We start from the raw sequence: 15,088 nt of genomic DNA, 5'->3' as shown, positions 1-15,088 counted from the left end.
GTAATGGATATTCCGCCCAAACAATCACAACCGCTTCCCCATACTCCACCAGCTGAAGGAGATATTCAAAACAGACTGATCAAAGCATTGATGGACTGTAACCGTTATCCTCATGCGGCCAGGAGCGTACGGCTGGCCGAGACGCACATTTCGTGGGTACTGCTAGCCGGGAGGTATGCATATAAGATAAAGAAACCAGTCGATTTGGGCTTTCTCAATTTTACCAGCCTGGCATCGCGCCGCTATTATTGCGATGAAGAAATTCGGCTCAACCGACGTCTTGCGCCAAAAATATATCTTGATGTCATTCCCATCGGTGGCACGCCGGAAAAACCCGAGTTAGGGGTACTGCCAGCTATAGAATATGCTGTCAGGATGCGACGTTTCGCCGCTTCCAGGCAGTTCGATCGGTTGGCGGCGCGCAACAGAATTTTGCCAGAGCATATGGACAGCCTGGCGTTCAAGATCGCAAATTTTCATAGCGGCCTGCCTGCAGTCGAAGCAGTATCCGCATTCGGTTCCGCCGCGGTCATCTATTCATCGGTAGCGCAAACTTTTGACCGGCTGCAAGCCGCGCTCAAGGGCAGCAAAGATGAAGTCGGCGTGGCCGCCTTGCGCCACCTCAACGAGAAGGAATATGCCGGATGCAAGGAACGCTTTGTACATCGCCGTGCCGAGGGTTTTATACGCGAATGTCATGGAGATCTGCATCTTGGCAATATTGCACTCATTGATGGGCAGCCCGTTCCCTTCGATGGTATCGAGTTCGATCCGGCGCTGCGCTGCATCGATGTGATGAGCGAAGTTGCCTTTACCGTCATGGATCTGCTGCATTACAAGCGCGCTGACCTGGCATACCGTTTTTTGAATGGCTATCTGGAGATCACCGGTGATTACATCGGCGTATCCATGTTGCGCTTCTATGTCGTCTACCGCGCCGTGGTTCGCGCCATGGTCAATGCTATCCGCGTCGGACAGACGGGCCTGTCCAAACGCGCCAAGGCCGAGGCTATGGCAAGGTGCCGCAGTTTTCTTGCTCTGGCTGTGGAACGCATCGGGTATTACCAGCCTGGGCTGGTCATCACTCACGGCTTGCCGGGGTCGGGCAAGACGACCTTTGCGCAGGCAGCGCTGGAGCAGCTTCAGGCAATCCGCATCCGCTCCGATGTGGAACGCAAACGTTTATTCGGACTGGCTCCGCTGGCGGATAGCAGCATGCATGCGAGCAGCATTTACGACGCGGAAGCGACACGGCGAACGTACGCACGACTCCTCGAACTGGCGCGGGGCCTGCTCACCGCTGGGATGCCGGTGATTGTGGACGCTGCTTTTCTCAAACGGAATGAGCGTGAACATTTTCGTCAGCTCGCACATGAATTGGCGGTGCCGTTTGCCATCGCGTCAATGAAATCCAGCACAGCGACACTGCGCACACGCATCACGCAGCGACAGAGTCAATCGAACGATGCATCTGAAGCCGATCTCGCCGTGCTGGAATTATTGCAGGAAAAACAGGAAGCGCTATCCGCGCAGGAGCGCACCGTTACGGTAGAGTTCGTCAACGAGAAAGCGGGTATCGCTGCCGATGAGCAGGCCTGGAAGAAACTGAAACAGCTGTTGGTCGCGCCATAAAAACAATTTGTTCGAACGTTGATTCGGGAATAAACCGGAACGAAATTGCATTCATATTAGACCTGATAGACCTGATCCGCACTCAACTCCCGCGGCGGAGAAATTGCGATGGGCCCGTTCTCAAGGAAACCGGATTCCTTTTCGGTCATCGCCGTGATAACCTTTACTTTGCTTAATCTTATCTGATTGCTACGCTTGAGCGCGCTAATTCCCAAGCAGTACTCGGATTTATTGCCATGCTCCGGACCACATTACGCTTGCCGGTCACAACACTGCCGCAGCCGGATGAAACGACATGCGGACCCACCTGCCTGCATACCATTTACAACTATTGGGGAAAAACCGAGCGGCTGGAGAGCGTCATTGCCCGCACCCGTAAACTGGAAAGCGGCAGTGGCACCTTTGCTGTTTTTCTGGCTTGCGATGCTCTGCGCAATGGCTTTCAGGCGACAATTTATACATATAACCTTACTGTATTCGATCCCACCTGGTTTGTCGCCGGAGTGAATATCGCCGATCGGCTCCGGCAGCAGCGCGAGGTAAAAGAGGATCTCAGGCTGCGGCACGCCACCGACGGCTATCTGGAATTTCTGCGCCTGGGCGGACGGCTGCGCCTGACCGACCTCTCTCAGTCACTCATTCACGGCCTCTTGCGTCGCGGTCTGCCCATCCTGACGGGATTGAGCTCCACCTTTCTTTATCGCGCCGCGCGGGAATACGGACCGCATGACATACCGGACGATGTGCGGGGCTATCCGGCGGGACATTTCGTTGTCATGGCCGGCTACAACCGCGACAAGCGTACGGTGCTGGTAGCCGATCCCTATGGGCCGTCCCAGGAGTACTGGAGTAATATCGATCGGGTTCTGGGCGCGGTAATGCTAGGCATCGTTACGCAGGACGCCAATTTGCTGGTCATCCACTCATATCGGCAGCCTGCCGAGCAGGCCGAGGGGCGATGAGGGCCTTACGGGCATTCTCCGGCTACGGTATCGAGCTGGAGTATATGATCGTCGATTGCCAGACCCTTTCGGTCTTGCCAGTGGCCGACGAGTTGCTGCAGAAGCTTTCGGGAACGCGTGCTTCCGAGGTGAGGCACGGTGCGCTGGCATGGTCCAATGAACTGGTGCTGCACCTGCTCGAACTCAAAAATGTAAATCCCGTCCCCGAAATGGAATCCCTCCCGGCGGCCTTTCAGGGCGAGGTTCAGCGAATCAATCGCCTGCTCGAACCCATGGGGGCCAGGCTCATGCCTGGGGGCATGCATCCGTGGATGAACCCTGGCACTGAGACACGGCTGTGGCCACATGACAACGCCGATATCTATCGTGCCTATGACCGGATCTTCAACTGCAAACGGCATGGCTGGGCCAATCTCCAGAGCATGCATCTCAACCTGCCGTTTGCCGATGACCACGAATTTGCGCGTCTTCACGCCGCCGTCCGGCTGCTGCTGCCTATCCTCCCGGCGCTGTCTGCCAGTTCGCCGATCGCGGATGGCGGCAACGCCGGGTTTCTCGATTTTCGCATGGAAAACTACTGCACGCATCAAATAAGGATACCCTCGACGATAGGCCGGGTAATCCCGGAAACGGCGACTAGCCGCGCCGCGTACGAGGCAGAAATTCTGGCGCCGATGTACGAGGACATTGCGGTGTTTGATGAAGAAGGAATTCTGGAGCATGAATGGCTCAATGCGCGCGGCGCAGTTCCCCGTTTCGACCGCAACGCCATTGAAATACGGGTGGTGGACACACAGGAATGCCCGGAGGCTAACCTCGCCATTGCCGCTGCCGCAGTTGATGTTGTGCGAACTCTCTACAATGAAACCTGTGCGCCACTTGCGAAACAGCAGGTCCTCGATACGGACGCACTGATCAAGATCATGCGGGCTTGCATACGCGATGCCGAGCGAGCGGTGATAACGGATCCCGTATATCTGCGGCTTTTGGGCTTTCCCGCTCAGCGTTGCGAGGCCCGCGAGCTGTGGCAGCATCTCATCGCGCCAATGACGGGGAGCCAGCCTGAACAGCGAAAAACCTGGCAGAACGGACTCCAAACCATTCTGGAGCACGGTCCACTGGCTCGCCGCATTCTGCTCGCCCTGGGCTCCGACTACAGCAGGACGCGGCTGATGGCCGTCTATCGGGAACTGTGCGAGTGCCTGGAAGAAGGGCGGATGTTTTTGGGGATGAGTTAGCGTATTTATCGGTTTGTTGTCAAACCGGCTGTTCATATAAGGGAGGTCATAAGGGAGGTTGAGTGATAAGGTAGCCTTGACTGATATATTCAATTTTTTGATTACCTGCGAACATGGCGGTAATCGAATTCCGCAATGCTACCAGCAATTCTTTGGCGGCTTCGAGTCTTTGCTGCGCAGTCATCGCGGCTATGACCGGGGCACCCTGCGCATGGCGAAGGAGCTTGCAAAGGCGCTTGACGCTCCTTTGTTTGCCGGTACTACAAGCCGTCTCCTAATCGATCTCAACCGCTCCCTTCGCCATCCGCAGCTTTATTCCAAAGCCATTCAATCTGCGCCGGTCGAGGTCCGCAGCGAGATTCTGGCGCGTCACTACATGCCTTATCGCACTGTAGCCGAGGCCAGTATTGCCGAGGCGATTGGACGCGGCGAAAAAATCATCCATATCTCATCACACAGTTTCACGCCGGAACTCAATGGACAAATCCGCAATGCCGATATCGGTCTGCTTTACGATCCATCTCGACCTCTGGAGCGGGATTTGTGCATGCGGTGGCAGGCAAACCTCAAGGCGCGCGCAGCCAACCTGACGGTACGCCGCAACTATCCCTATGCTGGCAGGGCTGACGGTTTTGTCACCTACCTGCGCCGCCGATTTTCTGCAGATACCTATGTAGGAATAGAGCTGGAAATCAACCAGAAACATGTTCTTGAGGGCGGTCCTCAATGGCGTGAATTGCGCAGCGTGGTACTTGAAACACTTCAGAAAGCCGTTGCATGAACTATCATGTAGCAAGAGCTTTCATATTCGCACTCGTTTATTTTATGTAGCGAATCAAAAATTTCGGGAGGTATATGGCTATCATCGGTATCGACCTCGGCACTTCCAACTCTGCAGCCGCGGTTCTACGCGGCGGACGGCCGGTTATTATTCCCAGCGCCGAGGGTATCAGCATCGGTGGCAAAGCGTTCCCCAGCTACGTCGCACTTACCGCCGACGGACAGATTCTGGTAGGCGAGCCGGCGCGGCGCCAGGCTGCGGCAAATCCGGAAGGAACCGCCAGCGCTTTCAAGCGCAGGATGGGCAAACGGGAAATCATCCGTCTAAGAGAACGCGAATACTCGCCGGAACAGCTCTCCGCTTTTCTGTTGCAGAAGATCAAGCGCGATGCCGAAGCCTTTCTGGGTGAAGCCGTGGCAAAAGTCGTGGTGACGGTGCCTGCTTATTTCGACGACAATCAGCGCGCCGCAACCAAGGACGCGTGCCGCATTGCCGGGCTTGAGGTTGTACGCCTCGTCAACGAACCGACGGCTGCTTCTCTGGCTTACGGGCTGGACCGGCTGGGCCAGGAATTGCGCATCGCAGTGATCGATCTGGGCGGCGGCACGCTGGACGTTACTATCATGGAATTTGGCAAGGGTGTGTTCGAGGTCAAGGCCACCAGCGGCGATACGCAGCTTGGCGGCACCGACATGAACCAGCGTATATTTGAACATCTGGTGGAGCGCTTCCATATGGCTGTAGGCGTGGATGTGCGTAATGACGCCAAGGCGGCGGCACGCCTGCTGGAAGCGGCGGAAGCAGCAAAGATCGAACTCACCGCCAACATCACTACCCACATCAGCCTGCCCTATCTTGCCGCCGTAAGCGGCGAGCCGCGTCATCTTGAACTGGATCTGAACCGCACCGAACTGGAACGTCTGGTGCGCCCGGTGATCGAGCGCTGCCGCGGCCCGGTTGAGCAGGCACTGCATGACGCTGGCATCGCTCCTCGAGATGTGGACCGCCTTGTATTCGTTGGCGGGCCGACACGCATGCCGGTCGTGCATGCCTACTTCGAGGAGCTCTTTGGGCGCAAGGCGGAGATGGGGGTAGACCCCATGGAATGCGTAGCCGCCGGCGCCGCAATTCAAGCCGGGGTGCTGGCGGGAGAGGTAAGCGGAATCGTGCTGGTGGATGTTACCCCGCTTACGCTGGGGGTGGAGACATTGGGCGGAATCGCAACTTCCCTGATTGGCCGTAATACCCCCATCCCGGTTAAACGCACTGAAACCTTTACCACCGCAGCCGATATGCAGACCAGTGTCACCGTACATGTCTTCCAGGGCGAGCGCCCAATGGCGGCAGACAATGTCAGTCTGGGCGAATTCAATCTGGATGGCCTGCCCCCGGCGCCCCGCGGCGTTCCCAAGATCGAGGTGACATTCGACATTGATTCCAATGGCATTCTCGGTGTTTCCGCACGTGATGTGGCAAGCGGCAAGTCGCAATCCATCAGCATATCCGGTTCTACCAGGCTTTCCGAAGATGACAAGAAACGCATGGTGGACGACGCGGCGCATTATGCCGAGGCTGACAAGAAACGGCGCGACGATGCGGAAAAGCTCAATGCCGCCGATGCAACATGTTACGAGGCTGAGAAAATGCTCGCCAACTTTACCGACAAGCTCACCGATGAGCTGAAAAGAAGGATTGAATCGGCGTTGCGCGAAACAAAGGAAGCATTGGTCAGAAAAGATGTTTCCCTTGCCACCGAGAGAGCCGAGGCATTAAAAAAGGTGCTGAAGGAGGCAGGGGCGACACTCTATGCGCAATCCGGCCAGGCCCAGAAAGGGGCGCCCTATGCGGAAACCCGCTGGGAAGGACCGGAACCGCCTCCCAATGTCGACACAGCAACAGGTGAACCGCGGCCGAGCGGATCTGGTCCGCGCGGCAAGGTTGTGGATGCCGAGTATCGTGATAACGAAAACAGATAAACTCCTTATCCTGTACAGCATAACTAATAAGACGGCGTTGCCGTTACCCCGGAAAAAATGACAGCTCTTTCTCCACTGGACCATCAACTGCTGCGCAGCTCGTGCGACCCCGATCAGTTTGGATTTCAAACCACGGCAGATCTGGAGGATCTGACGGAAATCATCGGGCAGGTACGCGCCATGGATGCAGTGCACTTCGGTGCAAGCATTCGTCATGAAGGTTACAATCTTTTCGTGCTCGGGCCATCGGGCATGGGAAAAAAGAGCTCGGTGCGGCAGTTCCTCGAAAAAAAAGCGAGCAACGAGCGAGAACCAGACGACTGGTGTTATATCAATAACTTTACCCAGCCGCACAAACCCCACGCGCTCCGAATGCCATCCGGCAGGGGAGAGGAGTTGCGCCAGCACATGGAGAAGCTGGTGGATTATATGCGCAGTGCAATCCCCGCACTGTTTGAAAGCGATGAGTACCGTGCCAAGACGGCGGCAATCCAGGAGGAGTTTCACAAGCGGCAGGAGGATATTTTCAAGGGATTGGGTGATGACGCCGAGAAGCAGGAGGTCACTCTGCTGCGTACACCTGAAGGATTTGCTTTTGCCCCGACTCGCAACAAGGAGGTAATCCCGCCGGACGAATACGAAAAACTGCCGGAAGAAGAAAGAAAGCGGATAGAAACCGCCATTGCCGAGTTGCAGGAACGTCTGGAAAAGATCCTGAGCCGCGTGCCGCAATGGCGGAGAGAACGCAGTGAACGGGTCAAGCAACTCAACCGTGAAATTGCGCTATCTGCGGTCGAGCATATGATAGATGAATTGCGCGCCATTTATGCCGATCTGCCCGAGGTGCTGAAATATCTCGATGCGGTACAACAGGATATGGTGGAGCATGTGGACGATTTCCGCAAACAGGAAGAGTCCGCCAATATTTCCGGCATGACTATCGTCACCCGCCAGACGTTCCACAACTATCAGGTAAATGTACTGGCAACGAACGGTAAAAAAGCTGGGGCGCCCGTCATCAGCGAGGATAATCCGACCTACAGCAATCTTATTGGACGAGTGGAGCATATTGCCCAGCTTGGTGCGCTCGTCACGGATTTTACCTTGATCAAGCCCGGCGCACTGCACCGGGCGAACGGCGGCTATCTGCTGCTGGACATTCGCAAAGTGCTGGTGCAGCCATTCGCCTGGGAAGGTCTTAAACGGGCACTGCAATCGCACGAGATCCACATTGAATCCCTGGGGCAGATGTACAGCCTGATCAGCACCGTTTCGCTGGAGCCGGAACCTATCCCGCTCGATGCCAAGATAGTTCTGTTCGGCGATCGTCTGTTCTATTACCTGCTGCAGGAATACGATCCGGAATTCAGCGAACTGTTCAAGGTGGCTGCGGACTTCGAGGAGCGCATCGAGCGCAGTGCAGATACGCTTTTGATATATGCACGCATGATATCCACGCTGACTCGCAAGGAAGCGTTGTTGCCTTTCGACCGCAGCGGAGTGGCAAGAGTCATCGAGCATAGCGCGCGCCTGGCTGGCGATGCGGAAAGGCTTTCCACACACATGCGCAGCGTAGCTGATTTACTACGCGAAGCTGATCACTGGGCCCGGGAAGCCGGTCATGAGGTGGTTGTCGCCAGTGACGTGCAGCAGGCTATTGATACGCAGATCCGCCGGCAGGATCGCCTGAAAGACCGTCTGCATGAAGAAATCCTGCGTGGCACCCTGATGATTGACACACAGGGTGCGGTAGCAGGCCAGGTCAATGGTCTCTCGGTGATGGTACTGGGTGATTTTGCCTTTGCCCAGCCGACCCGCATTACCGCCACCACCCGCTTTGGCGACGGTGAACTGATCAATATCGAACGGGAAGTGAAGCTCTCGGGCGCCATCCACTCCAAGGGTGTACTGATCCTCTCCTCTTTTCTGGCGGCGCGCTATGCCAGGAACCAGCCGCTTGCGCTCTCCGCCAGCCTGGTGTTCGAGCAGTCATATGGCATGGTCGAAGGCGATAGCGCATCCATGGCTGAATTGTGCGCACTGCTTTCCAATCTGGCGCATGCGCCGATCAATCAGGCATTCGCCGTGACCGGGTCGGTAAATCAGCTTGGGCAGGCGCAGGCAATCGGCGCCGTCAACGAAAAAATAGAGGGGTTCTTTGATATCTGCACGGCACGAGGATTAAGCGGTGAACAGGGTGTGCTGATCCCCTCGGCGAACGTCAAGCATCTGATGCTGCGCCAGGATGTGGTGACGGCTGCCAAGGCCGGGCAGTTCCATATATACCCCATCGAGAATGTCGATCAAGCTATTGGCATCCTGACCAATTTGCCGGCCGGGGAGCTTGGCGACAGCGGAGAATATCCCCAAGGCAGCCTCAATCAAAGGGTTGCGGCGCGACTGAGCGAGCTGACGGAAATCAGTAAATCATTCGTGCTGCAACTTGAAAAAAAACTGGGCGAAGAGAAAACCCCGGATTAATCCTTTTTATATCTGGATCAGATCCGGTTCCTGATAAGGGCGAGTTGGCTGGGGCTGGATTCAGGGTCAAGCCTGGAATGATGCGGTTCATTAGGTCACTGAGACTGGTTCCGGATCATGTCCGCGATGACGAAGTTCATTCACGATATCTTCTCGCAGAACAAATAAAATAAATCCCAGTATTTCTCGCTGAATAAATAAATTCAAGGTGAACTATTATTCCTGCCCAGCGTGACTACTACGATTTGCTAGGCATTGCCAGGGACGCCGACCAGAAGGTGATCAAGGATGCCTTCCGCAACCTCGCCTTGAAATACCATCCGGACCGCAATAAGGAACCGGGTGCCGAGGAACGCTTCAAGGAAATTGCCGAGGCTTATGCGGTATTGTCCGACCCCAAGAAGCGGGCCGAGTATGATGCGCGCGGGTTCGCAGGCGTGGCGGATTTCAGCCGGGAAGACTTGTTCAACGGTATCAATTTTGCAGATATTTTTGGCGGGCTCAATTTTGATTTTGGTGTTGAGAGTCCATTTGACAGTTTTTTTCGGCATCGTCGCAAAGGGCCGCTGCGTGGGGCGAATATCGAGGTGGATTTGTACGTTACGCTCGAACGGGTAGCCAGTGGGGGTGAGGAAAAGGTTCGCTTTACTCGGCCGGTAATCTGCAAAGCCTGTCATGGCACTGGAGGAGAAGGTGGCGTTGCACCCCGCAAGTGCGAAACCTGCGGCGGAACAGGACGCGTTGCGTACAGCCGGCGCAAGGAACAGGAGCATGTACTGATTCAGCAGATTACTCCATGCCCAGCATGCCATGGGCGGGGCGTAATCAATGAACATCCCTGTCCTGAATGTAATGGCAGTGGAACGGTGGAGCACGAGGAAACGCTTACCGTAAAAATCCCGGTGGGTGTCGAGGAAGGCATGGCGCTAAGGATTACCGGAAAAGGAATGCCGAGTCCCGCACCGGGTGGAATTTCCGGTGATCTGTTTGTGGTGGTGCGTTCGATACGCGACCCGCGCTTCGAGCGAGCTGGCGCCGACCTGTTGCGAACTGTAAGCATACCGATCACTGACGCGATACTCGGTACTGCACTGGAGGTACCCACATTGAACGGCTCCGCCAGCGTGACCGTGCCTGCGGGTACTCAGCCCGACGCGATATTGCGCCTGGAGGGAAAAGGCTTGCCGGAGTTTGGCAGCGACCGGCACGGAGACATGTATCTTCGTATTCGATTGGAGGTGCCGGAGCATCTTACTCGTGAAGAGCGGGAATTGTATGAGCGGCTGCGCGCTATCAAAACATAGGGCAATGAAATGGACTCTTCCCTCCTGCGGCATCGAAGTGTGCAGACTGTGGTTTCTATCCAGAGTCAACAGAAGGAGGAGTCCATTATTGCCCTACCACTAAAAATTGCCTCCATGGAGCTCGCTGTACAGTCCCCTGGGAGCGCGGAGCGTTGAGTTCGTCAAGCTATGACGTTCGGTCTCGGCGCGCAGACGCGCCTGAACCCTCATCCAGTTGCTTCGCTAACGCTCGCAATGATGTGGAAATTTCAACCGGGTAAGCTGGCGCCACTTCAAGCGTTGCCAGAGGCTCCGGTAACCTGGCATAGCTCGCCAATGTCCGACGACGCATTTCATCCAGGGGAATATTTTCGTCAATACGTCTGCCGGCCTGCATTACGGGCACGATAAGCGGTTCTCCCTCTTGAAAACCATCTTCCGCGAGCGCCACAACGTCGCCAGCCATGCAGCCATCAGAGCCAGCATATTTGCGATACACCTGCTTCCGTCCAGGCCAGGTGGCTTTCCCCTCCGAGCGTTTGCGCCGCGGCTTACCGGCGTACTCCTGTAGCTTGTAGGCACAATCGAGCGAAGGCGCGTCGCTTGATACATCCAGCGCAGTCCCTACACCAAAGCCATCTATAGGCGCGCCGGACGACAACAGCTTGTGCAGCCGGTATTCGTCCAGATTCCCACTCGCGAAAATGGTCGCTTTTTCCAGATCCCCTTCATTGAGTATCTGCCGCACGCACCGGGCATGCATTCCGAGATCGCCGCTGTCCAGTCGCACGCCCTTTACGCTGATACCATCATGCGAAAGCTTATGGGCCAGGACGACGACTTTGGCTGCACCGGCTTCTGTGTCATAGGTATCGATCAGCAAAATTACGTTGTCCGGATGGCTGCGTGCAAAGTGTTCAAAAGCCGTTGCTTCATCCTCGTGTACCTGGATGTATGAATGGGCAACGGTGCCAAACAGGGGAATGTGATACATTGCCCCAGCCAGAACGGTGGCAGTGCCGGAAAATCCCGCGAGATAGCTCGCCCGCGCCGCAAGCAGCCCAGCCTCCGCCCCATGTGCACGGCGCACGCCAAAATCCACCAGCAACTTGTCGGGTGCCGCCAAGACGCATCGAGCAGCCTTGGAGGCTATCAAAGTTTCGAAGTGCATCAGGTTCATGATGCGCGATTCGACCAGTTGCGCTTGCGGCAGTGGCGCGGTGACACGCAGTATAGGCTCATCCGGAAAAAAAAGAGTACCTTCCGGCATTGCATGAATGTCACCGGTAAAACGAAATTGCTCAAGGTAGGCAATCAGGGAATGCCCGAAACGCGGAGCAAGCCACGTCAGCTCCTCCGGTGAAAACTTCAGGTTTTCCAGGAAATCGAGGGCCTGATCCAGTCCGGCCGCAATCAGGAAATTTCGCCCCGGCGGCAGCTTACGAACAAAAAGCTCAAACACGGCGGTTTCCTGCATGTCCTGCTCAAGGTAGCTCTCCAGCATCATCAACTGATAATGATCAGTCAACAATGGACTGGAAAGCGGGTTCACGCGAGCACTTCAAAGTCGATGAGATTCGCGCCAAGGCGCGCCATTTCCTCTAGCGCCGACCTGCTTGAGTCGACATCTATTCCTCGCACCGCATCCCTCAGGACAAAAGTAGTGTACCGATATGCCAAGGCATCCCTGACGGTATTGAGGACGCAATATTCAGTGGCAAGACCACCGATGAACAAGCGAGAAATACCGGACGATTGCAGCAAAGCGTTCAACTCGGTCTCCGAGAAACCAGAGTAGGCGTCCTTCTCTCTGGAAGTAGCCTTGGAAATGATATGTGTATCGCAGGGAATTTCCAGATCCGCGGGGAATGCCGCGCCCTCCGTTTGCGCGACACAATGCGCAGGCCAGGGTCCTCCTTGCTGCTGAAAGGAGCAGTGATCGGGAGGATGCCAGTCGCGGGTAGCGAAAATGGGCAACTGGCGAAAAAGAAATGCTGCAATATAACGGTTGAGGCCGGGAATGACCTCATTTCCAAGGGGCACGGGAACGCTGCCACCCGGCAGAAAATCGTTTTGTACGTCGACTATGATAACGGCGTCACCGCCAACAAGATCAACCTTCATTGCAATCTCCGCATCACCCCTTACAGTTCTACATTCTCTAGCGAGCCGGACCTGTCAAGCGCGGCTCTGCCTCTTCCGGTTCTTCTACATGGTGCTTGCCGGTACTCACGCGTTTCGCCTGAAAGCCCTCGCTGCCGATATCTTCAAGAAACTGCACCTCGCTGCCTTCTTCCAATTGCTCAAAATTATTGTTGGCGAGATTTTCACGATGAAAGTACAGTTCTTGCCCGTCGGGCGTCGCGACAAAACCGTAACCTTCCTCTGGCATCAAACGTACCACCCTGCCGTGCAGGACAGGCGGATGCGCCTTGATTTCCCCACGCTGGCGCCGTCCGTAGTCCTCCAGCTGACGCTTGGCGGCGCCAAAGGCATCGCGCAGCGCAACGTACACATCTTCGTCCGGCTCACGGTTCACCACGAGTTCCTTCCCTGGCACCGTAATGTCGAGGCGCACATTAAACATGCGTCCCTGTTGTTTATGTTTGTGCGGAACCTCGATTACCACCCGGCACCCTATGATATTTGGATAAAATGTCTCGAGCTTTTCCGCTTTTTTCCGGATATGGCTTTCCAGTGCTTCAGAATGGGGAATATCGCGTGTGGTGATTTGCAGTTGCAATTTCATGATTTTGTCCTCTCAATGATTCATGTTGTGAGACCAGGCGGGGGCGGGCCGGCCTGTTTTCCAACAGAACATGTGCGACTCCGCGTTGCCCGAGTCTGATCTACGCGCCTCGAATCAACAGCACGGGGATATGCGCTGTTCGCACTACTCCTTCGGCGACGCTGCCAAAAAGAACGCGGCTGAAACCGGTGCGGCCGTGGGTGCCGATGACGATCAGGTCGGCTGGCCAACGCCTGGCTTCCTCCAAGATTGTGCTGGCGATACGCGCGCCGCCTGCTTCCAGCAGTTGCACGTCCGCCGCCACGCCTGCTTGCTGCACCGCCATTTGTGCTTGTGCCAGTATTTTTTTTCCCGTACTCGTTATTGTTTCCTTCATTTCGGCGTAATTGATATAACTGTTGGCATCCATGAGACGAATGTCCCCCAATACATGCACCAGCTCCAGCTGCGAGCTGTGCTGCCGGGCAAGCTGAAGCGCTTCCTGTAGCGCACGTTCGGACGTTGGACTGCCATCAACAGGAACCAGAATACGACGATACATAGTACACCTTTGTAAAGTTATCCCTTGACGCACACTTTGGGTCTAAGGAAAGCGACCCTGTGTGCGAGTCCCGCTTGTTCCGTCGCCTCCGCAACCAGATCAACATCCTTGTAAGCGCCTGGCGCTTCTTCCGCCACTCCCCGCATCGATCGTGTCCGAATCAGTATGCCTTGTTGAGCCAGCTCATCCACCAGTGCGCGGCCTTTCCAGCGCGCCAGTGCCTGGTGGCGGCTCATGGCGCGGCCTGCACCATGGCTTGCGGAGGCGAACGCCGGGTTTCCGCTGGCGCCGGCAAGAATGTATGAGCCGGTCCCCATGCTCCCGCCGATGACGACCGGTTGGCCTACCGCACGATAGCGTTCGGGTAATGCCGGATGACCCGGGGCAAATGCGCGCGTTGCACCCTTTCGGTGTACATGGAGCAATCTGGGCTTTCCGTCGATTTCATGCATTTCCGCCTTGCACGTGTTGTGCGAGACATCAAACAAGGTTTCAAGCTCGGCATGAGGATAAATTTCAGTGAAGGCAGTGCGCGCCAGATGCGTCAGGATTTGCCGATTGGCAAGTGCGCAGTTGATTGCGGCGTTCATCGCGCCAATATATTGCTGGCCTTCCGGTGATTTGATCGGCGCACAAGCCAGTTCGCGGTCAGGTAAACGGATGCCGGTGCGGCTGGCAGCTTTCGCCAGCAGGAGCAGATAATCCGTTCCGATTTGATGCCCGAGCCCGCGCGAACCGCAATGTATGGAAATCAGGACCTGTCCTTCATGCAGTCCGAAAGCCAGTGCGGCAGCCGTGTCGAAAATGCGATCCACCACCTGGATTTCAAGGTAATGATTGCCGGAACCGAGCGTGCCCATCTCCCCACGCTGGCGCTTTTTGGCCAGCTCAGAGACGTTATCGGGCACAGCGCCGGTGACACGGCCATGCTCTTCAATATATTCCAGGTCCGCGGCATTGCCATATCCGTGTTGTACAGCCCAGTGTGCGCCGTTGTGCATCACCTGGTCGAGCTGCTCGGGATTCAGCTTGATTTCGCCCTCTTCGCCAACGCCAGCGGGTATGACATGGAACAGAATATTCGCAAGTTTGGGAAAGTATGGCACAGCATCGTTCAAATTGAGATTGCTGCGCAGGCAACGTATACCGCAGGAAATATCGAAACCCACGCCGCCGGCAGAAATCACGCCACCCTGTTCAGCGTCGAACGCCGCGACACCACCTATGGGAAAACCATAGCCCCAGTGTGCGTCCGGCATGGTCATCGAGGCACCGACCAGACCTGGCAGAGAAGCAACATTGGCGGCTTGCTCCAGTACCTTATCGTCCATGCTGACAAGCAAGGGCTCTGTGCCATAAAGCAACACTTCTGCACGTTCCTCGCCGGATTTGCGCGGCAGGCTCCAAAGGTAGGGTTGCAGTTGGCGTAACAGTTGTATGTTCAT

Annotated in this window: 12 protein-coding genes; 7 read left to right on the top strand and 5 right to left on the bottom strand. The window is 55.9% G+C overall.

The annotated features are described in order from the left end of the window. Nucleotides 1-3: 3 nt before the first annotated feature. From CRO05_RS06710 to dnaJ, 7 genes are all read left to right on the top strand, one after another. Nucleotides 4-1,632 (top strand): bifunctional aminoglycoside phosphotransferase/ATP-binding protein, encoded by a 1,629-nt coding sequence (locus CRO05_RS06710; RefSeq protein WP_097066342.1) that lies wholly within the window; start codon nt 4-6, stop codon nt 1,630-1,632. 236 nt (nt 1,633-1,868) lie between these two features. After that, nucleotides 1,869-2,594 (top strand): hypothetical protein, encoded by a 726-nt coding sequence (locus CRO05_RS06705; protein ID WP_097066341.1) that lies wholly within the window; start codon nt 1,869-1,871, stop codon nt 2,592-2,594. After that, nucleotides 2,591-3,832: a glutamate-cysteine ligase family protein gene (locus CRO05_RS06700; RefSeq protein WP_097066340.1), complete on the top strand. Its 1,242-nt coding sequence runs from the start codon at nt 2,591-2,593 to the stop codon at nt 3,830-3,832. The genes CRO05_RS06705 and CRO05_RS06700 overlap by 4 nt, the downstream gene beginning before the upstream one ends. A 58-nt stretch (nt 3,833-3,890) precedes the next feature. Continuing rightward, nucleotides 3,891-4,613 carry an N-formylglutamate amidohydrolase gene (locus CRO05_RS06695; protein ID WP_200814307.1) on the top strand — a complete coding sequence of 241 codons (723 nt, stop codon included), beginning with the start codon at nt 3,891-3,893 and terminating at the stop codon, nt 4,611-4,613. A gap of 74 nt (nt 4,614-4,687) precedes the next feature. After that, entirely contained in the window at nt 4,688-6,589 is a 1,902-nt protein-coding gene (gene dnaK / locus CRO05_RS06690; RefSeq protein WP_097066338.1) for a molecular chaperone DnaK, read from the top strand. A 57-nt stretch (nt 6,590-6,646) separates the two neighbouring features. Continuing rightward, nucleotides 6,647-9,070 (top strand): Lon protease family protein, encoded by a 2,424-nt coding sequence (locus CRO05_RS06685; protein ID WP_097066337.1) that lies wholly within the window; start codon nt 6,647-6,649, stop codon nt 9,068-9,070. A 215-nt stretch (nt 9,071-9,285) separates the two neighbouring features. Continuing rightward, nucleotides 9,286-10,374 (top strand): molecular chaperone DnaJ, encoded by a 1,089-nt coding sequence (gene dnaJ, locus CRO05_RS06680; RefSeq protein WP_339390145.1) that lies wholly within the window; start codon nt 9,286-9,288, stop codon nt 10,372-10,374. Between the two features lie 166 nt (nt 10,375-10,540). Here dnaJ and CRO05_RS06675 read toward each other — a convergent pair whose 3' ends face one another. The 5 genes from CRO05_RS06675 to CRO05_RS06655 form a co-directional block, all read right to left on the bottom strand. Then, on the bottom strand, nt 10,541-11,905 hold the full coding sequence (locus tag CRO05_RS06675; RefSeq protein ID WP_097066335.1) for a nicotinate phosphoribosyltransferase: 1,365 nt from the start codon (nt 11,903-11,905) through the stop codon (nt 10,541-10,543). Further along, a complete protein-coding gene (locus CRO05_RS06670; RefSeq protein ID WP_097066334.1) occupies nt 11,902-12,477 on the bottom strand; it encodes a nicotinamidase in 576 nt (191 codons plus the stop codon). The genes CRO05_RS06675 and CRO05_RS06670 overlap by 4 nt, the downstream gene beginning before the upstream one ends. 37 nt (nt 12,478-12,514) lie before the next feature. Further along, nucleotides 12,515-13,102, bottom strand: a complete 588-nt coding sequence (locus CRO05_RS06665; RefSeq protein ID WP_097066333.1) for an HPF/RaiA family ribosome-associated protein — start codon at nt 13,100-13,102, stop codon at nt 12,515-12,517. A 100-nt stretch (nt 13,103-13,202) separates the two neighbouring features. Further along, nucleotides 13,203-13,643 carry a universal stress protein gene (locus CRO05_RS06660; protein ID WP_097066332.1) on the bottom strand — a complete coding sequence of 147 codons (441 nt, stop codon included), beginning with the start codon at nt 13,641-13,643 and terminating at the stop codon, nt 13,203-13,205. 17 nt (nt 13,644-13,660) lie between these two features. Beyond that, the gene (locus tag CRO05_RS06655; protein WP_097066331.1) at nt 13,661-15,088 is read right to left on the bottom strand and encodes an RtcB family protein; all 1,428 of its coding nucleotides are present in this window, start codon (nt 15,086-15,088) and stop codon (nt 13,661-13,663) included.

The sequence above is a fragment of the Nitrosovibrio sp. Nv4 genome, assembly GCF_900215485.1.
Lineage (GTDB): Bacteria > Pseudomonadota > Gammaproteobacteria > Burkholderiales > Nitrosomonadaceae > Nitrosospira.
This window is presented reverse-complemented; position numbering and strand designations above follow the sequence as displayed.

Excerpts from the sequence above, each read along its gene's own strand:
- CRO05_RS06705 (WP_097066341.1), top strand. The coding sequence starts at position 1,869 with ATGCTCCGGACCACATTACGCTTGCCGGTCACAACACTGCCGCAGCCG.
- CRO05_RS06710 (WP_097066342.1), top strand. The coding sequence starts at position 4 with ATGGATATTCCGCCCAAACAATCACAACCGCTTCCCCATACTCCACCA.
- CRO05_RS06655 (WP_097066331.1), bottom strand. The coding sequence starts at position 15,088 with ATGAACATACAACTGTTACGCCAACTGCAACCCTACCTTTGGAGCCTG.
- CRO05_RS06685 (WP_097066337.1), top strand. The coding sequence starts at position 6,647 with ATGACAGCTCTTTCTCCACTGGACCATCAACTGCTGCGCAGCTCGTGC.
- CRO05_RS06700 (WP_097066340.1), top strand. The coding sequence starts at position 2,591 with ATGAGGGCCTTACGGGCATTCTCCGGCTACGGTATCGAGCTGGAGTAT.
- CRO05_RS06670 (WP_097066334.1), bottom strand. The coding sequence starts at position 12,477 with ATGAAGGTTGATCTTGTTGGCGGTGACGCCGTTATCATAGTCGACGTA.
- dnaK (WP_097066338.1), top strand. The coding sequence starts at position 4,688 with ATGGCTATCATCGGTATCGACCTCGGCACTTCCAACTCTGCAGCCGCG.
- CRO05_RS06665 (WP_097066333.1), bottom strand. The coding sequence starts at position 13,102 with ATGAAATTGCAACTGCAAATCACCACACGCGATATTCCCCATTCTGAA.
- CRO05_RS06660 (WP_097066332.1), bottom strand. The coding sequence starts at position 13,643 with ATGTATCGTCGTATTCTGGTTCCTGTTGATGGCAGTCCAACGTCCGAA.